A 20,020-nucleotide genomic window follows, 5' to 3' on the forward strand; every position below is an offset into this window, starting at 1 on the left:
CTCTGACAAGGCTTGAACCATGGCTGAATACCGTTTTTGTCCGATGTGTGCCAGTCCTTTGGCCTGGCTCTCGCAAATGGAAGACGGGGGCGAGACGATGCGCCTGCGTTGCACCGCTTGCGACTTCACGCACTGGAACAACCCCACGCCCGTTTTGGCAGGCATTGTGCAGGTGGGTGATCAGATTTTGCTGGCCCGCAATGCGGCCTGGCCAGGGCGGCGTTTTGCGCTGATCACCGGCTTCATGGAGGCGGGCGAAACGCCCGAAGAAGGCATCACGCGCGAGATTGCCGAAGAAACCAACCTGAAGGTCTCGGCCCTCCAGTTGATCGGCGTGTACGACTTCCAGCGCATGAACCAGGTGATCATTGCCTACCATGCGGTGGCCGAGGGCGAAGTGCGCTTGTCGCCTGAGTTGGCCGAGTACAAAATGTTTGATTTCCAGGATTTGATTTGCTGGCCAGCAGGCACCGGTTACGCCTTGGGCGACTGGCTGCGCACCATTGGCATCGAGCCCAAGTTCATGACTTGGGAAGAGCGTGCTGCACAAAGCCAGGAAGTGAATCAGGGCTCATGATGCACATCGACAAGGAAATTGACACCAGTGGGCTGAACTGTCCGCTGCCCATTTTGAAAGCCAAGAAGGCTTTGAATGAGATGGTCAGCGGCCAAGTGCTCAAGGTGATCGCCACCGACCCTGGGGCTTGGCGAGATTTCGAGGCTTTTGCCCGTCAGACGGGCAATGAGTTGGTGATGCAGGAAAAAACCGAAACCAGCTTTGTCTTTGGCCTCAAGCGGCGCTGATCAGAGAATCAAGCCCTTGAGGTACTCACGGAAAGAAGCACCCACTTGCGGGTGCTGCAAAGCCAGTTCCACCGTGGCTTCCAAAAAGCCTTCCTTGCTGCCGCAGTCGTAGCGCTTGCCTTCGTACTGGAAGGCATAAACCGCTTCGCGCAGCATTAAGCGACCAATCGCATCGGTCAGCTGGATCTCGCCCCCCACGCCTGTGGGCTGGTTGCGGATCTCGTCAAAAATGCCAGGGGTCAGGATGTACCGACCGGCCACGCCCATGCGTGAGGGCGCTTTGTCGGGGCTGGGTTTTTCCACGATTTGTTCGACACGGATGAGCTGTTTGCCAGCCGGTTCACCGGCCACGATTCCGTAGCGCTTGACCTGATCGAGCGCTACTTCTTGCACGGCCAACACAGAGCGGCCTTGCTTGGTGTAAGCCTCGACCATTTGGGACAAGATGGACGGGCCTGCGTTGACCATCAAATCGTCGGCCAGCAGCACCGCAAAGGGCTCGTTGCCCACCAGCGGCTCGGCGCACAGCACGGCGTGGCCCAGGCCCAGCATGCGGTTTTGCCGCACATAAGCGCAAACCATGTCGTCGGGTTGAACCGAACGAACCAAGGCGAGCAACTCGTCTTTGTGGGCAGCTTCGAGTTCGCTTTCGAGCTCGTAAGCGGTGTCAAAGTGGTCTTCGATGGCCCGCTTGCTGCGCCCCGTGACAAAAATCATGTGCCGCACGCCTGCCGCGTAGGCTTCTTCCACCGCGTACTGGATCAGCGGCTTGTCCACGATAGGCAGCATCTCTTTGGGGGCAGCTTTGGTGGCGGGCAAAAAACGGGTGCCCAGGCCCGCGACGGGAAACACGGCTTTGCGGATGACGTTGTGGCTCATGGTCGATTCCTTGTCCAATTGGGGCTTCAGCCCAGGCGTTGCAGTTGCTGGCGGATTTTGTCGAGCGTGTCACCGAAGTCGGCCACGCGTTTCTTGGCTTCGTCGATCACAGCCGGGGGGGCTTTGGCCACGAAGGCCTCGTTGCCGAGCTTGGCGTTGGCCTTGGTGATTTCGCCTTCCAGGCGAGCGGCCTCCTTGGTCAGGCGGATTTTTTCTGCGGCGGCATCGACTTCGATGAACAGGCACAAACGCGCTTCGCCCACCACGGCCACGGGCGCGGCTTGTGCTGCGGCCACCCACTCGGCTTCGGCTTCAAAGACTTTGACTTCGCTCAGCTTGGCCAGCGATTGCAACACCGGCGCCACGCTGTTCATGAAGGCGGTGTCGCCCAGCACATACAGGGGCATGCGGGTGGCGGGCGAGACGTTCATCTCACCGCGCAAGTTGCGGCAGGTGTCCACCAGCGTCTTGAGCTTGGCCACATGGGCTTCGGCGGCTGTGTCGATGCGATCGGGTTGGCTTACGGGGTAAGCCGCGATGCTGACCGACTCACCCGGAAGCCCCGCGACCACCGACACTTTTTGCCAAAGCTCTTCGGTGATGAAGGGGATGATCGGGTGCGCCAGGCGCATGATGGTCTCGAGCGTGCGGATCAGGGTGCGGCGCGTGGCGCGTTGCTGCGCATCGTTGCCGGTGTTGATCTGCACCTTGGCGATTTCGAGGTACCAGTCGCAAAACTCGTTCCACACAAAGTCGTAAATCGTGTTGGCCACGTTGTCCAGGCGGTATTCGGCAAAGCCTTTGGCCACGTCGGCTTCGACGCGCTGCAGTTGCGAGCTGATCCAGCGATCGGCTTGGCTGAAGTCTAAGTAGCCGTGCGCCGGGCCACCGGGTTGGCATTCGGCTTTGGTGTGCTTTTTCAAGCCGCAGTCTTGGCCTTCGCAGTTCATCAGCACGAAGCGGGTGGCGTTCCACAGCTTGTTGCAGAAGTTACGGTAACCCTCGCAGCGCTTGGAGTCAAAGTTGATGCTGCGGCCCAAAGACGCGAGCGCGGCAAAGGTCAAGCGCAGGGCGTCCGCGCCGTAGGCCGGTATGCCTTCGGGAAATTCTTTTTCGGTCTGCTTGCGCACCTTGGGGGCGGTTTCGGGTTTGCGCAGGCCCTGGGTGCGTTTGTCGAGCAAGGGCTCCAATGTGATGCCGTCGATCAGGTCCACCGGGTCAAGCACGTTGCCCTCGGATTTGCTCATCTTCTTGCCTTGCGCATCGAGCACCAGACCGTGGATGTAGACGTGCTTGAACGGCACTTTGCCGGTGAAGTGCGTGGTCATCATGATCATCCGGGCGACCCAGAAGAAGATGATGTCGTAACCGGTGACCAGCACGCTGCTGGGGAGGTAGAGGTCGTAGTCGCTTGGGCTGTTATCGGCGTTGGTGGTGGCGGTGGTTCCGCTGGCGAGCGTGCCGGGCTCGGACTTGCTCATACTCGCTGCGCTCGCAAAGTCGCTGCGTCCGAGCCCAGTATGCTCGCCAGCTGCGTTCTTGGTGCTCGTCTCGTTGTTGGGCCAGCCCATGGTGCTGAAGGGCACCAATGCGCTGGAGTACCAAGTGTCCAGCACGTCTTCGTCGCGCTTGAGTGTTTTGCCGGGCGAGAGCTTGTCCGCTTGTGCTTGCGCCTCGGCTTCGTTGCGGGCCACATACACCTTGCCGTCTTCGTCGTACCAAGCCGGAATCTGGTGGCCCCACCACAGCTGGCGCGAGATGCACCAGTCCTGGATGTTGTTCATCCACTGGTTGTAGGTGTTGACCCAGTTCTCGGGCACAAAGCTCACTTGGCCGGACTGCACCGCGTCGATGGCTTTTTGCGCAATGGTCTTGCCGGTGACGTCGCCTTGGTCGACTTGGTTCATGGCCACGAACCATTGGTCGGTCAGCATGGGCTCAATCACCTGGCCGGTGCGGGCGCAGCGCGGCACCATGAGTTTGTGTTTCTTGACTTCGACCAAAGCGCCTGCGGCTTCCAGATCAGCCACCACGGCCTTGCGGGCCACGAAGCGATCAAGGCCACGGTATTTTTCTGGGGCGTTGGCGTTGATGGTCGCGTCCAGGTTCAGCACGCAAATCAGGTCCAGTTTGTGGCGCTGGCCGACTTGGTAGTCGTTGGTGTCGTGCGCAGGCGTGACCTTGACCACCCCGGTGCCAAAGTCTTTGTCCACATAATCGTCGGCGATCACGGGGATGGAGCGTCCGCACAACGGCAGGTTGACCTGCTGGCCGATGAGGTGTTTGTAGCGCTCGTCTTCGGGGTGCACCATCACGGCCACGTCGCCCAGCAGGGTTTCGGGGCGGGTGGTGGCCACGGTCAGGCTGCCTGAACCATCGGCCAAGTCATAACGGATGTGCCACATCGAGCCGTCTTCTTCGGCGCTCTCCACTTCCAGATCAGACACCGCGCTTTGCAGCACCGGGTCCCAGTTGACCAGTCGTTTGCCACGGTAGATCAGGCCTTGCTCGTACAGTTGCACAAAGGTTTCGGTCACGGTTTGGGACAGCTTGGGGTCCATCGTGAAGTACTCGCGGCTCCAGTCCACGCTGTCACCCATGCGGCGCATTTGACGGGTGATGGTGCTGCCCGATTCTTCTTTCCACTCCCAGACCTTGCTCACAAAGTTCTTGCGGGCTTCGGCAGGCGTGGGGCCCATGTCGTGGCGGCTGATGCCTTGGGCTTGCAGTTGGCGCTCCACCACGATTTGTGTGGCGATGCCCGCGTGGTCGGTGCCGGGAATCCAGGCGGTGTTGAACCCTGACATGCGGTGGTAGCGGGTCAACGAGTCCATGATGGTCTGGTTGAAGGCGTGGCCCATGTGCAGGGTGCCGGTCACGTTGGGCGGCGGCAGCTGGATGGAGAAGGCGGGCGCGTCTGCAGCTGGTGCAGCCGTGCCCCGAAAACCGGCCACGCCATAGCCGCGTTTTTCCCATTCGGGGCCCCAATGGGCTTCCAGTGCGGCGGGTTCGAACGATTTGGACAGGCTGTATAAGCCAGGTTGTTCGAGGGGGACGGCGGGGGCGTTGCTCATGGCGGACTTTTCAAAAAGAAACGGCAGCTCAGCTGTTGCCGCATGGGGCCTTGTTTGGCCCAGAGCGCTGATTTTACCCAGCCATTCAAGCCTTATCTGTGTCTGTCAAACCCTGTTTTCGGGATTGTCACCCGTGGGCTCTCTTGCAAAAACACAGGGCATGCCTGATTAGTAGATATTTATCAAACGAGTCATTTAATAGCATTGGCCAATCAATGCCATTGCATCAATCTATTGGGCAGACTGGGTGGTGCAGAGTTAACCTAAGCCGTCTCTGGCGATTTTGCCAGGGCAACCTCACGTTTAACCCCACTAGGAGATATCCATGGCAGCACTCAAAGGCTCGCGCACGGAACAATGCCTGAAAGACGCCTTCGCAGGCGAATCCCAGGCCAACCGTCGCTATTTGTACTTCGCGAACAAAGCGGACGTTGAAGGTCAGAATGACGTGGCAGCCCTGTTCCGTTCCACCGCTGAAGGTGAAACTGGTCACGCCCACGGTCACCTGGAGTTCCTGGAGCAATCCGGCGACCCGGCTACCGGCATGCCCATCGGCTCGACACGCGACAACCTGGCTTCGGCTGTGGCTGGCGAAACCCACGAGTACACCGACATGTACCCTGGCATGGCCAAGACCGCCCGTGAAGAAGGTTTCGACGAAGTCGCTGACTGGTTCGAGACTCTGGCCAAGGCTGAGCGTTCACACGCCAACCGCTACCAGAAAGCTTTGAACGAACTGGTGGATTGATTCCCCCCGTTTCTTCAGCCCGCTGCGCTGAAAGGTGCAGCGGGTTTTTCTCAGGGCTCTGGCTGCAGAGTCTTCAGAAAAACCCCACAAAAAATTCCCAATGGAGCATTTCATGGCCAAAGAAGGCAACCTCGAAGCCCCCACCCGTCACGCGCTGGCTTGGCAGACCCCGGACTTCTACAACGAAGAAAAGTGCTTCGACGAACTTGAGCGCATTTTTGACATCTGCCACGGTTGCCGCCGCTGCGTGAGCTTGTGTGGCTCTTTCCCCACCTTGTTTGACCTGGTGGACGAGAGCAGCACCATGGAAGTCGATGGCGTGGACAAGAAGGATTATTGGAAAGTGGTGGACCAGTGCTTCATGTGCGACCTGTGCTACATGACCAAATGCCCCTACACCCCGCCGCACGAGTGGAACCTGGACTTCCCGCACACCATGCTGCGGGCCAAGGCCATCAAGTTCAAAAAAGGCGAAGTGGGTGCAGCCGAAAAGTTTCTGGCCTCGACCGACACCCACGGCTCTTTTGCGGGCATCCCGATTGTGGTTCAAGCCATCAACGCCATCAACAAAACCGAAGCGGCGCGCAGCGTCATGGAAAGCGTGGCAGGCGTGGACAAAAACGCCTGGCTGCCTTCCTTGGCCATTAAAAAATTCCGCTCCAGTGCACCTGCTGCCCAGTCGGTCAAAGTGGTGGAAGGCGAGAAAACACCCGGCAAAGTGGCGATCTATTCCACTTGCTACATCAACTACAACGAGCCAGGCATTGGGCATGACCTGCTGAAGATTTTGGACCACAACGCCATCCCGTATGTGCTGGTCGAGAAAGAAAAGTGCTGCGGCATGCCCAAGCTCGAGTTGGGCGACCTGGACTCGGTCAAGCAGTCCAAAGAAGCCAACATCCCGGTGCTGGCCAAGTACGCCAAAGACGGCTACGCCATCATGGCGGCGGTGCCCAGCTGTGCGCTCATGTTCAAGCAAGAGATTCCGCTGATGTTCCCCGATTGCGCCGATACCCAGTTGGTCAAAGACGCGATGTGGGACCCGTTTGAGTACTTCATGGCCCGCAAGCGCGATGGCTTGCTCAAGACCGAGTTCCCACAAAAACTGGGCAATGTGAGTTACCAGATTCCATGCCACGGACGGGTGCAAAACATCGGCAAGAAAACCGAGGAAATGCTCAAGATGATCCCGGACACCCTGATCAACACCATCGAGCGCTGCTCGGGCCATGCCGGTACCTACGGTGTCAAAAAAGGCTCACACGACATGGCGATGAAGATCGGCAAACCGGTGTTCAAAGCCATGGCCACCATGAAAGACGGCTCCAAGCCCGACTTCATCAGCTCCGACTGCCCGCTGGGCGGCCACCACATTGCCCAAGGCTTTGAGGTCAATGGTCTGGGCGCTCCCGAACTGAACCACCCCTTGACCTTGGTGCGCAAAGCCTACGGTCTCAAATAAGGAACACTGCCATGCAATTGACCGGAAAAATCACGCCCGAGACCCTGATGTCTTTGGAGGCCTACACCAAGTGGCGCAAGGTCCACAAGCCCGAAGTCATTGCCCATCGCAAGCTGCGCAGCGTGCGGCTGGGCGAGCACATCAACATGCAATTTGAGAGCGAAACCACCATCCGCTACCAGATTCAGGAAATGCTGCGCATCGAAAAAGTCTTCGAGGAAGAAGGCATCCTGCAAGAGATCGAGGCCTATGCCCCGCTGGTGCCGGACGGCAGCAACTGGAAAGCCACCATGATGATCGAGTACACCGACATCAACGAACGCAAGCGCGAGCTGGCCAAGCTGATTGGTGTGGAAGACCGCATGTTTGTCGAGGTGGAAGGCCATGGGCGCGTCTACGCCATTGCCGACGAAGACCTGGACCGCGAGACCGATGAAAAAACCTCGGCCGTGCACTTTGTGCGCTTCGAACTGAAGCCTGCCATGTCGGCTGCGGTCAAGGCCGGTGCTGGCGTCAAGATGGGCTGTGACCACACACACTACCCCTCCCACATCGATGTTTCCCCGGACACACTGGCCAGCTTGGCAGGCGATTTGAAGTAATTCTCGCAGTCCGTTCTGGCTTGACCCTGCTGTGGCCTCTGCGTTGCTGCAGGGTTTTTGTTTTTGGGGTCAGTGATCGCTGTTCAGACCTTTGGCGGCGCAAGGCAAGCTCCGTGTGTGCTCTGCCTGTAGCGCCAAGTCAAAGGCCCAGCAGGGCCGGGTCACCTTGACCGAGCCTCAGCACTTCGGGTTCGTCGCCGCTCATGTCGATCACGGTGGTGGGCTGCAAAGAGCAGGCCCCTGCATCGATGACCGCGCCCACTTGGTGTTCCAGCCGTTCGCGTATTTCTTCCGGGTCGTTCAGCGGCAGCGCTTCACCGGGCATGATCAGTGTGGCGGCCAACAGCGGCGCGCCGTGCAGGGCCAGCAGTTCCTGCAGCACTTTGTGCTCGGGCACCCTCAGGCCGATGGTTTTGCGTTGCGGGTGGCTCAAACGGCGTGGCACTTCCTTGGTGGCTTCCAGAATGAAGGTGAAAGGCCCGGGTGTGGCTTGTTTGATGGCCCGAAATTGCCGGTTGTCCACCCGCGCGTAGTTGGCCAACTCGCTCAGGTCGCGGCACAGCAGCGTCAGGTGGTGTTTCTCGTCCACAGCGCGAATGCGGCGCAATTGGTCGGCAGCGGTTTTATCGTCCAGGTGGCAGACCAGGGCGTAGCTGGAGTCAGTGGGCACGGCCAGCACGCTGCCTTGGTTGAGCAATTGCACGGCTTGCTTGAGCAAACGCGCTTGCGGGTTGTCGGGGTGAACGCTGAAAAACTGGGCCATGGGTTTCGACAGTCAAGGGTCGGTATTGAGCAGTATGCGATACAGAAGAGGCCAAAACCCCGCAATGCCAAAGCGAGAACTCATGATTGTGCGGGAGGGATGGCGACGCGGTTCTCTCGCAGCGTGAGCCAAGCCCCCAAAGCCCCGCACAGCGCGACCAGGCCCATGCCTGCAAAAGTCCATTGGTCAGGCAAGTGGTTAAAAACCACCCAGCCGCCCAGAACGGCAAAGCCAATTTGGCTGTACATATAAGGCGTGAGGGTGGCTGCCGGGGCGCGGCCGTAGGCCAGGATCAACAGAAAGTGTCCGATCGAGGCGAGCACGCCCATCAAGAGCAATTGGAGCCATACGGTCCAGTCGCTGGGCATTTCCCAGACAAAAGGCAGGATGAGGGTGGCCAAGGCCGTGCCAATCCAGCCGGTGTAAAAGTGGGTGGTGATGGGGTCTTCGGTTTTGGACATTTGGCTGGTCAGCAGCTGAAATGCGGCGTTGGTGCCCACCAGCATCAAGGGCAGGACGACGGTCCAGTCAAAGTGCTGGCTGCCGGGACGGATGATGATCAGGGTGCCGATGAAGCCACCCAGCACCAGCAGCCAGCGCAGTGGGCGAATTTTTTCCTTCAGCATCCAGGCCGCGAGCAAGGTGATGACCAAGGGGGCCAGCAGTGTGATGGCGGTGAATTCGCCCACAGGCATGTACTTGAGGCTCAAAAAGGCCAGGATGCTGCAGGCAAACAGCAGCATGCCGCGCGCCAGTTGAAAGCGCGGGTGTTGGGTGCGCAAGATTTGGCGGCCACGGCCTGGCCAGACGACGACCGTGGTGATGACGGCCTGAATGGCGTAGCGGAACCACAGCGCCACCAACACCGACAGGCCCGCGCTGACGTGCCGGGTGGTGGTGTCCAGCGTGGCAAAGCACGCAGTGGCCAGAACGGCAAAACCGATGCCGTGCAGCGCAGTGTCCTTGAACGAACTCACTGAACGCGGTCGGTCAGCAGTTCCCAAACAGGGGTCAGTTGGCCAGGCAAGAAGGGCAGTGTGCCCAAGTCGATGCGGCTCTCGGTAGGGCTGTGAAAGTCACTGCCACGAGAGGCTGCCAAGTCGAATTCGAGTGCGGTTTCTGCGTAGCGTACTGCGTCGGGAGACGAGTGGCTGCCGGTAACGACCTCGACGCCGCGCCCACCGTGCGCTTTGAATTCACTGAACAGCGCGTACTCCTCGTTGGGGCTAAAGCCGTAGCGCGCCGGGTGGGCGATGATGGCCATGCCGCCGGCATCGGTGATCCATTGCACGGCTTCTTGCAGGCGTGCCCAACGGTGCGGCACGTAGCCGGGTTTGCCCTCAGTCAGGTATTTGCGAAACACTTCCGAGGTGTCGCTGCACACGCCTGTGTCGACCAAGTGCCTCGCAAAGTGGGTGCGTGAAATCAATTCCGGGTTGCCAACATAGCGCAACGCGCCCTCGTAGCAGTTGAGGATGCCGACTTTGGCCAGGCCATCTGACATTTCCTGGGCGCGTTCACTGCGGCCGCCTCGGGTGCGGCGCAGGCCTTCGACCAAGGCGCTGTTGTGCGCGTCGAAACCCAGGCCCACAATGTGCACCGTCTGGTGGGCAAAGGTGACCGAAATTTCGGTGCCTGTGAGGTAGGGCAGGCCTTGCGCGCGCGCGGCGGCCAGTGCGCGTTCTTGGCCAGCCACTTCGTCGTGGTCGGTCAGCGCCCACAGTTCCACGCCGTTGGTTTTGGCGCGTTCGGCCAAGGCTTCGGGGGTGAGGGTGCCGTCAGAGATGACGGAGTGGCAGTGCAGGTCGGCGTTCATCATGCGTTCCATTTTAGGCGCATGCCGCTGGAACGGTGCAGCTTGTGGGGTCATTGGGGATGAGAGGCCCAGGGGCCTGTAACAGCCCTGCAGTTTCTCGGGCTCAGACCTGTGGCCGATAATCCGGTAATGACCTCGATGCAGAACTTTGCGGAGCCCCAGCCATGGCACTGATGATCACCGACGAATGCATCAACTGTGATGTGTGTGAGCCCGAGTGCCCGAACCAAGCGATTTACCTGGGCGAAGAAATTTACGAGATCGATCCGTCCAAATGCACAGAATGCGTGGGCCATTTTGACGAGCCGCAGTGTGTCCAGGTCTGCCCCGTGGCCTGCATTCCAGTCAACCCGCAGCACGCAGAAAACCAAGAGTCGCTCTGGGCCAAATACCGTCGCCTGCAAGGTCAGTAAGGCACTGGGTTCAGCTCTGCTGACCGGGTTCGGTCGTTGGGGCGGGCTCTGCTTTCGGCGGTCTGGGTGGTTTGGGCCTGGGGGGCTTGCTGGTGTGGATTTTCACCATCGCTTTTTCCATCTCCCCCGCCAACAAAAGCGGCAAGGCCAACACCGCGCGGTGGATGCTGTCGTCGATGGCTTTGCGGTGCTCCAGCATCGGCTTCTTCAAGACCCAACTCACCACTTCGGCCTTGTCACCCGGGTGGCCCACGCCAATGCGCAGCCGCCAATAGTCGGATGTGCCGAGTTGGGCATGGATGTCGCGCAGGCCATTGTGGCCAGCGTGGCTGCCGCCCAGCTTGAGCTTGGCCTCGCCCGGCACGATGTCCAGTTCGTCGTGTGCCACCAAAATCTCTTGCGGCTGGATTTTGAAGAACCTGGCCAGGGCGCTCACCGACTTTCCCGACAGGTTCATGTAGTTCTGCGGTTCCAACAACCAAACGGTCTGGCCGCCGACCGTGGTGCGGGCGACCAGCCCGTGGTAGCTGCGCTCGGGCACCAGAGACACCTTGAGTTCACGGGCAATGGCATCGATCCACCAAAAACCGGCGTTGTGGCGGGTGTCTTCGTATTCATTGCCCGGGTTGCCCAGGCCGACTAGCAGTTTGATCATGGTGCGAGATTATCCTTGCTGCTGGGTGCACAGCTGACAAGCATGGGCACAAAACAAAAGGCCCGCTTGCGCGGGCCTTGAAAGTGCAGGGCTTGAAAGCCCGAGCCAGAAGATTACTTCTTGCCTTTGCCCTTGCCTTTGGCGTCCACAGGAGCGGCCACGGGAGCTGCCACAACTTCTTCCACAGGCGCCACCACGGACACGAGGACCGGGTTTTTCTTGCCGTGGGTGACGGCCTTGCAGCCAGCAGGCAACGTGATGTCGTTCAGATGCAAAGACACGCCTTTGGTCAGGCCGGTCAAGTTCACTGCAATGAACTCAGGCAGGTTGGCAGGCAAGCAAGCGATTTCGAGCTCCGTCACCACATGGTTGACAGTGCACTTGTCGGTCTTGACGGCTTCGGACTCTTCTTCGCCGCTGAAGTGCAAAGGCACTTTCATGTGCAAAGTGGTGTTGGCATCGACGCGCTGGAAGTCGATGTGTTGCACCAACTGCTTGTAGGGGTGCATCTGGTAGTCACGCAACAAGACTTTGCTGGACTGACCGTTGAATTCCATGTCCAGAATCGTGGCGTGGAAAGCCTCTTTTTTCAGGGCGTGCCACAAAGCGTTGTGGTCCAGCTCGATCAGTTGGGGGGCCGATGTGGAACCGTAAACGATGCCAGGTGTGCGACCGGAATTGCGGAGACGGCGGCTCGCACCCGTGCCCTGCTTAGCGCGCTCAAAAGCGACAAATTTCATAGATTTCTCCTTCTAGGGCCCACCGCGACCAATGCGACCCTGACTCAAAAAAGCCAGCCAGTCCAGTAGGACGGCTGGCCACTAAAGGCCTCTTTCCGATCAGGTTTGATCGGAAAACAGGCTCATCACCGACTCGCCATGGGCAATCCGGTTGATCGTTTCGGCGATCAGCGGAGCCACGGAGAGTTGGCGAATCTTGGTACACGCTGCGGCTGCTGCTGTCAGCGGTATGGTGTTGGCGACCACGACTTCGTCGAGTGCTTCGCCCTTGGCGATGCGTTCGATGGCCGGCCCCGAAAAAATCGGGTGTGTGCAATAGGCGTAAACTTTTTTGGCTCCGCGCTCTTTGAGCACTTCGGCGGCTTTCACCAAAGTGCCTGCGGTGTCGATCATGTCGTCCATGATCACGCAGTTGCGGCCTTCGATCTCACCAATCACGTGCATGACTTCGCTGACATTGGCTTTGGGGCGGCGCTTGTCGATGATGGCCAGGTCGCAACCGAGTTGCTTGGCCAGTGCGCGAGCGCGCACAACACCGCCCACGTCAGGGGACACGACGATCAGGTCTTCGTAATTTTTTTGGCGCAGATCACCCAGCAGCACGGGTGACGCGTAAATGTTGTCGACCGGGATGTCAAAAAAGCCTTGAATCTGGTCAGCGTGCAAGTCCATGGTCAGGACGCGGTCCACACCCACGGCCTGCAGCATGTTGGCCACGACTTTGGCCGAGATGGGGACGCGGGTAGAGCGAGGACGTCGGTCTTGGCGGGCGTAACCGAAATAAGGGATGACGGCACTGATGCGACCAGCCGATGCGCGTTTGAACGCGTCGACCATGATCAGCAACTCCATCAGGTTTTCGTTGGTCGGCGCGCAGGTCGACTGCACCACAAACACTTCTCGAGCACGGACGTTTTGTTTGAGTTCAACGGTGACTTCGCCGTCAGAGAAGCGGCCCACATCGACGGCGCCGAGCTGCGTGCCCAGGCATTTGGCAATTTCGGCGGCCAACACGGGGTTGGCATTACCGGTGAACAGCATGAATTCTGGGGGAAGTGAAGCAGGCTGCATGTGCATTCCAGCGATCAGATAAAGGGGCCTGTACGAATGAACGTATTTGGCAGGGGAAGAAGGACTCGAACCTTCGCATGCTGGAATCAAAATCCAGTGCCTTAACCAACTTGGCGACTCCCCTACACGGGTTGACCGCTGAAACAGCGATCAACCGATCAACTATCGCTGGATGCCCAAGCTGTCAAGGGATGGGCTTCCAAATTACTGCAAAGCCTGGCCAGAAAGTGATCAGGGATCGAAACTTTCGTGGTGTTGTCCATGCAATGGGCAAACACGGCACTGCCGGAACCCGTCATTCTGGATTTGAGACCGGCTTGGTTGAGGGCTTGTAGGGCTTGCTCAACACCGGGGCACAAAGCCTGCGCAACGGATTGCAGGTCATTGTGACCGAAGTCATATGCGTCTGCAGCGAAGCTCGACATTGTAGCAGCGTTTGTGTCGCGTTTGAGGTCTGGATGGGCAAAAATTTGAGAAGTATCGATGCCTTGGGGCGGCTTCACCACCCAAAACCGGGCGGCAGGCAGTTCGATCCGGGTGATTTTTTCTCCCACGCCTTCGACCCAGGCGTTGTGACCGCGCAGGAAAAATGGCACGTCTGCACCGAGCTGAAGTCCCAACTTTTCCAATGTGAGCAGTTTGAGTTTCAGACCCCACAAGCGGTTGAGCGCCAGCAGGCAAGTGGCCGCATCGGAGGAGCCGCCGCCCATGCCCGCTTGCGCGGGGATTTGTTTTTCAACAGCAATGTGCACGCCATCGGTGCAGCCGGTGTGATGTTGCAGCAGCTGCGCTGCGCGGGTGATCAAGTCTTGTGCGGGCAAGGCGAGGGTGAGGTCTTCGCGGCTGATGGCGCCACCGGGCCGCTTTTCAAAATGAAGCGTGTCGCACCAGTCGATCAGCATGAAGACCGATTGCAGTTCATGGTAGCCATCGGGGCGACGGCCCGTGACGTGCAAAAACAAATTCAGTTTGGCCGGTGCAGGCACATCGTGCAGCGATTTCATAGGGGGATTATCGCCAGGCTTGGGGTGCCCGAAAAAAAGGCCGGCTCAGCGGTCCAGCGCGATGCGCAGCACCGCACCCGGGCTGGGTTCGCGCCGCTCTGCGTTGATGCGGCCTTGGGCGTGTGCCGACAAGTCGACTTGCCAGCCGAGTGCCTCGGTGGGGCGGCCCGCCAGCCACTCGAACAAAGCCGCTATGGGCAGTTCCGTGCCCGTCAGGCGAGCCCCCAGCCTTTGCAGACTCGGGCTGTCCACTTGTTGCTGGCCTTGTGTCAGGCGTGCGCCTTGGGGCGTCCATTCCAGGCGGGCCAGAGTGGTGCCGATGGGGCTGAGCAAGACCATCTCGCCAGCTTGGGCTGAGCCTTGCAGCTCGAAACCGGCACTCAGCGATTCTGGTGGGTCCTTGAGTACCTGGATAGCCATGCGCCCGGACCAATAGGCGTTGGCGTCCATGGGGGTCATGCGGGGTGAGGCGCAGCCTGCAGCCAGCAAAACGCTGGACAAGGCCAGCGCCAAAACCCGTCGCCGACCTTTGCTGGCGGGCTCTTTGGCGAGTGCGCAGGGCTTCATGGCTTGAATTCGAAGCGCTTCAAGGTTTCGACCAAGGTGTCGTTGTCGGCTTTGAGCAGCAAACCTTCGCGCCAGATCGCCCCGGCTTCCAGACGCTGTCCCATGACCCACAACACTTCACCCAGATGGGCTGCAATTTCTGCATCAGGGCGGGCTTTGTAGGCAGTCTGCAATATTTTGAGTGCCTCGGCATATTGGCCTTGGCGAAACGCGACCCAGCCCAAGCTGTCCTGGATGTAGGCATCTTCGGGGGCCAGCTGCAGGGCCTGCGTGATCAGTTGGCGGGCTTCAACGAGACGGATGTTGCGATCGGCCAGGGAGTAACCCAGGGCGTTGAAGGCCTGGGGATCTTCGGGTTTGAGTTTGATCAGATCGCGCAGCAGGCTTTCCATTTCGTCAAAGCGTTTGAGCTTTTCGTTGACCATGGCCATCTCCGACATCAAGTCGGTGTTTTGCGGCTGAGCATTGAGGGCTTGCTTGACCACGGTGTAAGCCTCGTCCAATTGCTTGTTGTCCCGCAACCACATGGACTGCACCAGAATTTTGCGCGTGGCCTGCTCGGCATTGGTGGTTTTGATTTGTGCGAGCACTTGTCGTGCTTCTTCCTTGCGCCCTTGTTGTGTGAGCAAGTCGGCGCGGCGGCTGGCCAACTTGATGGGGTCTGCGCCAGGCGGCACCTGGGCCAGCCATTGCTCGGCTTGAGGCAGTTGACCTTGGCGCTGCGCCATCTGGGCCAACGCCATCAAGGCTTCGGACAGTCCGGTGGGCGTTTCCTTGTCCTGGCTGACTTGGGCCAGTTCCACGTGCTTGCGCAGTTTTTCTTCAGCCTGGGCCAACTGGCCAGTTTCCTGCAGCAGCAAACCATGCACCAGCCAGCCATCGGCAAAGGCGGGGTGTTCTGCGTTCAGGCGGACAAGTTGACGCAAGGCTTCGGCCTGCTGGGATTGGGAGATGAGGTGCCTTGCGTAGCCCATTCTCAATTCAGGCTGCACCGGGCCTTGCATGGCTTGGGCCAACAAGGGCTTCATCTCGGCCGGTGCCGCAGTGGCCAAGCTCAGTGCCAGGATCAGGGGTCCAGGGGCCGATGCATCGGCCGCGCGTGCCTGGCGAGTGGCCTCAACGGCCAGAGCCAGTTGGCCGGCTTCGCGCCGCATGCGCCCGACGGAGGTCCATGCGGTGGCGGCTGTGCTGCTTTGTTTCAAGGCCGAAGTCAGGGCTTTTTCGACGGTGTCGGCGGCCATCTTCTTGTCTTGTACTCTGGCAAAAATGCGCGGCACCGAGGCAATGGCGTCATTTTGTTCTGCCGCAGGCAGCTCCCGGATCGAGACGCTCAGGGCCTGCCCAGCTTCGTCCACCCTGTTCAGGGCCAGCAAAATTTGCAGTTTGTAGCGGTTGGCTTCGGTGGCTTCGGGAATGGCACTTTTCCAAGCCTGTACCGCTTGCAAGGCCGATTCGCCAGAGCGCGATTGCAAGGCCAGATCGACGGCGCGTTGGAACAGTGCCGGATCGCGAGTCTTGCGTGCGGCATCCAGGATGAAAGAAAACCCACTGCCCGGCGAGCCGCTGCGCACGTTCAATTCGCCCAACAGCAATTGGTAAAACAAAGCGGCATCGAGCGCGGATTGTTGAGGGGCGCCTTTGTCCTTGAGCGGACTGGGGGTGCTTGTGATCGGCTTGGCCGGTTGCGCCCAAGCGCTCCAGACGCAAGTGAAGATGAGGGCAAGTCGAAACCAGAATTTCATGGCTTCATCATAATCCAGCCACCTCCTCGCGCGAACCGCGCGGCTCAAGTCCCTTTTTGTCCCAGAGCCCATGCCCGAACTCCCCGAAGTTGAAGTCACACGCCGCAGTTTTGTCGACCGCATCGCCTCGGCCCACATTTTGGCGCTGCAGCTGGGCAAACCCCTGCGCTGGCCGCTGGGCGCGCCCGCTGCCAGCCTGGTGGGGCGGCAAATTTGGGGCGTGCGAAGGCGTGGCAAATACCTGCTGCTGGACCTGGACCAAGGCCTGCTGCTGGTGCATTTGGGCATGTCGGGCAGCCTGAACTTCGCCTCCACACAGCCCGAAGCCGGCCCGCACGACCACATGGATTTGGTGACCGACCGGGGCGTGTTGCGCCTACACGACCCGCGCCGCTTCGGGGCGGTGGTCTGGGCGCCTTCCGAAGACTCTCCCCAAGCGCAAAAGTTGCTGGGGCGGCTGGGTGTGGAGCCCTTGAGCGGCCAGTTCGATGTGACGGCCTTTGCGCAAGCCCTGAAGAAACGCCAGATGGCCATCAAGCAGGTTTTGCTGGCGGGGAGTGAGGTGGTGGGCGTGGGCAATATTTACGCTTGCGAGGCCTTGTTCATGGCGGGCATTCGTCCCACGACCAAGGCTTCGCGTCTGACCAAACCCCGGGTGGCCCGGCTGCATGCGGCCATCATTCAGGTGCTGAACCGCGCAGTGGAGCAGGGGGGCAGCTCACTCAAGGATTTTGTGAGCGCCGAAGGCCGCACCGGTTACTTTCAGCTGGAAGCCGCGGTGTACGGTCGTGCGGGCGAGCCTTGCAGGGTGTGCACCACAAGCATCAAGTCCATGCTGCAAGGCCAGCGCACCACTTTTTACTGTCCCACATGCCAGAAACCATGATGACTTTGCCCCAAGGGTTTGCCCGCTGCATGGTGGATTGGCAGCGTTTGCACGGCCGCCAAAGCCTGCCTTGGCAAAACACCCAGGACCCTTACCGCGTGTGGCTGTCCGAGATCATGTTGCAGCAAACGCAGGTGACCACCGTGCTGGACTACTTTCCCCGGTTTATGACGCGCTTTCCCGATGTGGCTTGCCTCGCGGCGGCGCCGCAAGACGATGTGCTGGCGCTGTGGAGCGGCCTGGGTTATTACAGCCGCGCCCGCAACCTGCACAAGTGCGCCCAAGAGGTGATGGGGCGTTTTGGCGGGGCCTTTCCGCGCCGCGCCGAAGACCTGCAGACCCTGCCCGGCATTGGCCGATCGACCGCAGCGGCCATCGCGGCCTTTTGCTTTCGCGAGCGTGCCGCCATTCTGGACGGCAACGTCAAGCGTGTGCTGACCCGGGTGCTGGGCTATGGCGCGGACTTGGCGGTGGCCAAAAACGAAAAAGCCCTGTGGGCGCTGGCCCAAGACCTTTTGCCCGCTAAAGCCGCAGACATGCCGCGTTACACCCAGGCCTTGATGGACCTGGGCGCCACCATGTGTTTGCCGCGCAAGGCGCAGTGCGCGGCCTGCCCTGTCAGCACGGTCTGCCAGGCCCAAGCGCAGGGAGAGCCGCTGGCCTATCCCGTCAAAACCCGCAAGCTCAAGCGCAGCAGTGCCACGTTGTGGTTGCTGTGGGCGGTCAATGCGCAAGGCCAGGTGTGGTTGCAAAAACGCCCTGACAAGGGCATTTGGGCTGGCTTGTTCAGCTTGCCGGTTTTTGAATCGGAAGCGGATTTGCTGGCTGCCTGGACACAGGGCGGGGAGCCGCGATACATCGCATCCTGGAAGCATGTGCTGACGCACCGCGATCTGCATCTGCACCCGATTCACATGCTTGGGTCTGAGGAGTTTCCTCCGGATTGTGAAGGGCAGTGGGTGGATGCCATTGCCTGGCCAGATTTGGGTTTGCCCGCACCCATCCGGGCCTTGTTGGGTTCTTGAAAGCGAACGCGGCGCTGGTTCTGGAATTCAACAATCCGTAATGCATTTCGTTTAGGTAAAATCACTCCATTCATTGACCGGAGAAATTTCCATGTCCAAAGCACCCAACAAAGCCCCAACGAAGGCTTTTGCCAGCCAGGCCGACCTGACCGAAAAGAAGATCACTTTCGAGCAGCTCAGCGCGCACTGCTGGGCCTATACCGCCGAGGGTGACCCCAACTCGGGCGTGATCATCGGGGACCGTTTCATCATGGTGAGCGACGCCACAGCCACCCCGGACATGGCGCAAGACCTGATCAAGAAGATCCGCACCGTCAGCGACTTGCCCATCAAGTACGTGCTGCTGACCCACTACCACGCGGTGCGCGTGCTGGGCGCTTACGCTTACGCCGCCGAAGGCGCGACCGAGATCATCGCCAGCGAAGGCACTTTGGGCCTGATCAAGGAGCGCGGCGCGCAAGACATGAAAAGCGAGATGGAGCGCTTCCCGCGCCTGTTCCGTGGCGCGGACAGCGTGCCCGGCCTCACCTGGCCGACCATGGTGGTCGGTGGCGGTAACCCCACAACAGGCGAAGTGCCCGGCAAGCTGAGCATCAACCTGGGCGGCGTGGTGGTGCAAATCTGGCATCCGGGCCCGGGGCACACCCGTGGTGACACGATCGCTTGGGTGGAAGAAGAAAAAGTGCTGTTCTCGGGCGATTTGGTCGAGTACGAAGCCGGCGTGTACACAGGCGATGCCCAGCTCGAAGAATGGCCTGCCACCCTGGAGGCCCTGCGCGCCCTGAAGGCCGAGTTCATTGTGCCCGGCCGCGGCGAAGCCATGAAGGGCAACGCCAACGTGAACAAGGCGCTGGACTACACGAAGCGCTGGGTCGAGACCCTCTACAAAGCAGGCAAGGAAGCCGTGGCCGGCAAGATGGACCTCAAAGCCGCCATGGCCCATACCCGCCAAAGCATGGACCCGATCTTTGGCCATGTGTTCATTTACGAGCACTGCCTGCCGTTTGACGTGACCCGCGCCTACGACGAAGCCAGTGGCATCAAGAACCCCCGCATCTGGACCGCCGAGCGCGACATGGAGATGTGGCAAGCGCTGCAAAGCTGAGCCCTGCTGCAGTCCCATCAAAAAAACCGCCAAATCACGGCGGGTTTTTTGTGGGTGCTGCTTGGCGAAACGGGCTTTCAGGCTGGGTATTCAGTGTGTGTGATCAGGGCCGGTTCAGGTCCAGCAGATCCCGCTCATAGGCGCGCAAGCGCCGAGACAAACGCACGCGTTGCTCGGCTGTGGCCGTGTTGTGCAACTGCGCCAGGTTTTCGCAAGCGCGTTGCGACAGGCTTTGCACCACAGCGCGTTGTCCTGCATCGGGCGGCTGCAGCCAGCGCTGCCACACCCCCCACAACTGGGCTTCAGCTTGCGCCTGCGTCAGGTTGCTTTGCGTGATGCGCTGCAGCGTCGACAGCAAATCCTGCTGGCGGCGCTGGCGATCGCGCCGACCCCATTCGGCCGTCCAGGGGGATTGCGCCAATTGCGTCTTGATCAGGTTGATTTGAGCCGTGTTCAATTCGCCATAAAAAGAGTTGTAGCGGCTCAATGCCTTGTCCAGCCGGCGCTCCATGCGGGCATCAGTGTCCCCTTGCAGCCATTCCTTTTCCCACTCTTCGTTTTGCCGCTCCCAGTGCCTTGCCATGTGGCTGAGCTGGCGCGGTCCCAGAGCCATGGCCACGGGGGCGGCCTGCACCACCGCCTGGCGCATCAGGGTGTCGAGCCG

At 60.0% G+C, this 20,020-nt stretch carries 21 protein-coding genes and 1 tRNA gene; 9 read left to right on the forward strand and 13 right to left on the reverse strand.

The features are described from left to right. Window positions 1-19 precede the first annotated feature (19 nt). Window positions 20-577 (forward strand): NUDIX domain-containing protein, encoded by a 558-nt coding sequence (locus tag ACIQ47_RS03375; RefSeq protein ID WP_296290914.1) that lies wholly within the window; start codon window positions 20-22, stop codon window positions 575-577. Further along, window positions 577-804: a sulfurtransferase TusA family protein gene (locus tag ACIQ47_RS03380; RefSeq protein ID WP_293752419.1), complete on the forward strand. Its 228-nt coding sequence runs from the start codon at window positions 577-579 to the stop codon at window positions 802-804. The genes ACIQ47_RS03375 and ACIQ47_RS03380 overlap by 1 nt, the downstream gene beginning before the upstream one ends. On the opposite strand, the gene galU is transcribed toward ACIQ47_RS03380, so the two are convergent. Next, entirely contained in the window at window positions 805-1,683 is an 879-nt protein-coding gene (gene galU, locus ACIQ47_RS03385; protein ID WP_396436843.1) for a UTP--glucose-1-phosphate uridylyltransferase GalU, read from the reverse strand. A gap of 26 nt (window positions 1,684-1,709) precedes the next feature. Then, window positions 1,710-4,757 (reverse strand): valine--tRNA ligase, encoded by a 3,048-nt coding sequence (locus ACIQ47_RS03390; protein WP_396436844.1) that lies wholly within the window; start codon window positions 4,755-4,757, stop codon window positions 1,710-1,712. A gap of 325 nt (window positions 4,758-5,082) precedes the next feature. Here ACIQ47_RS03390 and ACIQ47_RS03395 point away from each other — a divergent pair, with 325 nt between their 5' ends. The 3 genes from ACIQ47_RS03395 (at window position 5,083) to ACIQ47_RS03405 (ending at window position 7,569) form a co-directional block, all read left to right on the forward strand. Then, entirely contained in the window at window positions 5,083-5,505 is a 423-nt protein-coding gene (locus tag ACIQ47_RS03395) for a rubrerythrin family protein (protein ID WP_089953128.1), read from the forward strand. Window positions 5,506-5,617: 112 nt separating this feature from the next. Beyond that, window positions 5,618-6,967 (forward strand): (Fe-S)-binding protein, encoded by a 1,350-nt coding sequence (locus ACIQ47_RS03400; protein WP_396436845.1) that lies wholly within the window; start codon window positions 5,618-5,620, stop codon window positions 6,965-6,967. 11 nt (window positions 6,968-6,978) lie between these two features. Beyond that, window positions 6,979-7,569 carry a DUF3501 family protein gene (locus ACIQ47_RS03405; protein ID WP_296290910.1) on the forward strand — a complete coding sequence of 197 codons (591 nt, stop codon included), beginning with the start codon at window positions 6,979-6,981 and terminating at the stop codon, window positions 7,567-7,569. 139 nt (window positions 7,570-7,708) lie between these two features. On the opposite strand, the gene ACIQ47_RS03410 is transcribed toward ACIQ47_RS03405, so the two are convergent. The 3 genes from ACIQ47_RS03410 to ACIQ47_RS03420 form a co-directional block, all read right to left on the reverse strand. Next, entirely contained in the window at window positions 7,709-8,332 is a 624-nt protein-coding gene (locus tag ACIQ47_RS03410) for an L-threonylcarbamoyladenylate synthase (protein ID WP_396436846.1), read from the reverse strand. A gap of 80 nt (window positions 8,333-8,412) precedes the next feature. Continuing rightward, window positions 8,413-9,309, reverse strand: a complete 897-nt coding sequence (locus ACIQ47_RS03415) for a DMT family transporter (protein ID WP_396436847.1) — start codon at window positions 9,307-9,309, stop codon at window positions 8,413-8,415. Continuing rightward, complete coding sequence (locus ACIQ47_RS03420; protein ID WP_296290907.1) at window positions 9,306-10,160, reverse strand: 3',5'-nucleoside bisphosphate phosphatase; 855 nt, start codon at window positions 10,158-10,160, stop codon at window positions 9,306-9,308. The genes ACIQ47_RS03415 and ACIQ47_RS03420 overlap by 4 nt, the downstream gene beginning before the upstream one ends. 152 nt (window positions 10,161-10,312) lie before the next feature. Between ACIQ47_RS03420 and ACIQ47_RS03425 the strand changes: the two genes are divergently transcribed. After that, window positions 10,313-10,561 (forward strand): YfhL family 4Fe-4S dicluster ferredoxin, encoded by a 249-nt coding sequence (locus tag ACIQ47_RS03425; protein ID WP_296290906.1) that lies wholly within the window; start codon window positions 10,313-10,315, stop codon window positions 10,559-10,561. A 10-nt stretch (window positions 10,562-10,571) separates the two neighbouring features. Here the strand turns inward: ACIQ47_RS03425 and pth are convergent, their stop codons facing one another. From pth to ACIQ47_RS03460, 7 genes are all read right to left on the reverse strand, one after another. Further along, a complete protein-coding gene (pth, locus tag ACIQ47_RS03430) occupies window positions 10,572-11,216 on the reverse strand; it encodes an aminoacyl-tRNA hydrolase (RefSeq protein ID WP_396436848.1) in 645 nt (214 codons plus the stop codon). A 113-nt stretch (window positions 11,217-11,329) separates the two neighbouring features. Beyond that, window positions 11,330-11,956, reverse strand: a complete 627-nt coding sequence (locus tag ACIQ47_RS03435; RefSeq protein WP_396436849.1) for a 50S ribosomal protein L25/general stress protein Ctc — start codon at window positions 11,954-11,956, stop codon at window positions 11,330-11,332. 99 nt (window positions 11,957-12,055) lie between these two features. Further along, window positions 12,056-13,033 carry a ribose-phosphate pyrophosphokinase gene (locus ACIQ47_RS03440; protein ID WP_396436850.1) on the reverse strand — a complete coding sequence of 326 codons (978 nt, stop codon included), beginning with the start codon at window positions 13,031-13,033 and terminating at the stop codon, window positions 12,056-12,058. A 41-nt stretch (window positions 13,034-13,074) separates the two neighbouring features. After that, window positions 13,075-13,151: transfer RNA gene (locus tag ACIQ47_RS03445), tRNA-Gln, on the reverse strand. Window positions 13,152-13,185: 34 nt separating this feature from the next. After that, the gene (ispE, locus tag ACIQ47_RS03450; RefSeq protein ID WP_396436851.1) at window positions 13,186-14,031 is read right to left on the reverse strand and encodes a 4-(cytidine 5'-diphospho)-2-C-methyl-D-erythritol kinase; all 846 of its coding nucleotides are present in this window, start codon (window positions 14,029-14,031) and stop codon (window positions 13,186-13,188) included. A gap of 45 nt (window positions 14,032-14,076) precedes the next feature. Beyond that, a complete protein-coding gene (locus ACIQ47_RS03455) occupies window positions 14,077-14,598 on the reverse strand; it encodes a lipoprotein insertase outer membrane protein LolB (RefSeq protein WP_396436852.1) in 522 nt (173 codons plus the stop codon). After that, window positions 14,595-16,340, reverse strand: coding sequence for a tetratricopeptide repeat protein (locus ACIQ47_RS03460; RefSeq protein ID WP_396436853.1), 1,746 nt, complete (start codon window positions 16,338-16,340; stop codon window positions 14,595-14,597). The genes ACIQ47_RS03455 and ACIQ47_RS03460 overlap by 4 nt, the downstream gene beginning before the upstream one ends. Before the next feature lie 70 nt (window positions 16,341-16,410). On the opposite strand from ACIQ47_RS03460, the gene mutM reads away from it, so the two are divergent. From mutM to ACIQ47_RS03475, 3 genes are all read left to right on the forward strand, one after another. Beyond that, window positions 16,411-17,226 (forward strand): bifunctional DNA-formamidopyrimidine glycosylase/DNA-(apurinic or apyrimidinic site) lyase, encoded by an 816-nt coding sequence (gene mutM, locus ACIQ47_RS03465; RefSeq protein WP_396436854.1) that lies wholly within the window; start codon window positions 16,411-16,413, stop codon window positions 17,224-17,226. Continuing rightward, window positions 17,226-18,251, forward strand: a complete 1,026-nt coding sequence (gene mutY / locus ACIQ47_RS03470; protein ID WP_396436855.1) for an A/G-specific adenine glycosylase — start codon at window positions 17,226-17,228, stop codon at window positions 18,249-18,251. The genes mutM and mutY overlap by 1 nt, the downstream gene beginning before the upstream one ends. Before the next feature lie 91 nt (window positions 18,252-18,342). Beyond that, window positions 18,343-19,356 carry an MBL fold metallo-hydrolase gene (locus tag ACIQ47_RS03475; RefSeq protein ID WP_396436856.1) on the forward strand — a complete coding sequence of 338 codons (1,014 nt, stop codon included), beginning with the start codon at window positions 18,343-18,345 and terminating at the stop codon, window positions 19,354-19,356. Window positions 19,357-19,459: 103 nt separating this feature from the next. Here the strand turns inward: ACIQ47_RS03475 and ACIQ47_RS03480 are convergent. Next, a partial coding sequence (locus ACIQ47_RS03480; RefSeq protein ID WP_396436857.1) for a hypothetical protein occupies window positions 19,460-20,020 on the reverse strand: 561 nt, incomplete at its 5' end.

This window comes from Limnohabitans sp., assembly GCF_044373035.1.
Taxonomy (GTDB): Bacteria; Pseudomonadota; Gammaproteobacteria; order Burkholderiales; family Burkholderiaceae_C; genus Limnohabitans_A.

Excerpts from the sequence above, each read along its gene's own strand:
- ACIQ47_RS03380 (WP_293752419.1), top strand. The coding sequence starts at position 577 with ATGCACATCGACAAGGAAATTGACACCAGTGGGCTGAACTGTCCGCTG.
- mutM (WP_396436854.1), top strand. The coding sequence starts at position 16,411 with ATGCCCGAACTCCCCGAAGTTGAAGTCACACGCCGCAGTTTTGTCGAC.
- ACIQ47_RS03425 (WP_296290906.1), top strand. The coding sequence starts at position 10,313 with ATGGCACTGATGATCACCGACGAATGCATCAACTGTGATGTGTGTGAG.
- ACIQ47_RS03435 (WP_396436849.1), bottom strand. The coding sequence starts at position 11,956 with ATGAAATTTGTCGCTTTTGAGCGCGCTAAGCAGGGCACGGGTGCGAGC.
- ACIQ47_RS03390 (WP_396436844.1), bottom strand. The coding sequence starts at position 4,757 with ATGAGCAACGCCCCCGCCGTCCCCCTCGAACAACCTGGCTTATACAGC.
- ACIQ47_RS03395 (WP_089953128.1), top strand. The coding sequence starts at position 5,083 with ATGGCAGCACTCAAAGGCTCGCGCACGGAACAATGCCTGAAAGACGCC.
- ACIQ47_RS03375 (WP_296290914.1), top strand. The coding sequence starts at position 20 with ATGGCTGAATACCGTTTTTGTCCGATGTGTGCCAGTCCTTTGGCCTGG.
- ACIQ47_RS03460 (WP_396436853.1), bottom strand. The coding sequence starts at position 16,340 with ATGAAATTCTGGTTTCGACTTGCCCTCATCTTCACTTGCGTCTGGAGC.
- ACIQ47_RS03440 (WP_396436850.1), bottom strand. The coding sequence starts at position 13,033 with ATGCACATGCAGCCTGCTTCACTTCCCCCAGAATTCATGCTGTTCACC.
- ACIQ47_RS03455 (WP_396436852.1), bottom strand. The coding sequence starts at position 14,598 with ATGAAGCCCTGCGCACTCGCCAAAGAGCCCGCCAGCAAAGGTCGGCGA.
- mutY (WP_396436855.1), top strand. The coding sequence starts at position 17,226 with ATGACTTTGCCCCAAGGGTTTGCCCGCTGCATGGTGGATTGGCAGCGT.
- ACIQ47_RS03405 (WP_296290910.1), top strand. The coding sequence starts at position 6,979 with ATGCAATTGACCGGAAAAATCACGCCCGAGACCCTGATGTCTTTGGAG.
- ispE (WP_396436851.1), bottom strand. The coding sequence starts at position 14,031 with ATGAAATCGCTGCACGATGTGCCTGCACCGGCCAAACTGAATTTGTTT.
- ACIQ47_RS03400 (WP_396436845.1), top strand. The coding sequence starts at position 5,618 with ATGGCCAAAGAAGGCAACCTCGAAGCCCCCACCCGTCACGCGCTGGCT.
- galU (WP_396436843.1), bottom strand. The coding sequence starts at position 1,683 with ATGAGCCACAACGTCATCCGCAAAGCCGTGTTTCCCGTCGCGGGCCTG.
- ACIQ47_RS03475 (WP_396436856.1), top strand. The coding sequence starts at position 18,343 with ATGTCCAAAGCACCCAACAAAGCCCCAACGAAGGCTTTTGCCAGCCAG.
- pth (WP_396436848.1), bottom strand. The coding sequence starts at position 11,216 with ATGATCAAACTGCTAGTCGGCCTGGGCAACCCGGGCAATGAATACGAA.
- ACIQ47_RS03410 (WP_396436846.1), bottom strand. The coding sequence starts at position 8,332 with ATGGCCCAGTTTTTCAGCGTTCACCCCGACAACCCGCAAGCGCGTTTG.
- ACIQ47_RS03420 (WP_296290907.1), bottom strand. The coding sequence starts at position 10,160 with ATGGAACGCATGATGAACGCCGACCTGCACTGCCACTCCGTCATCTCT.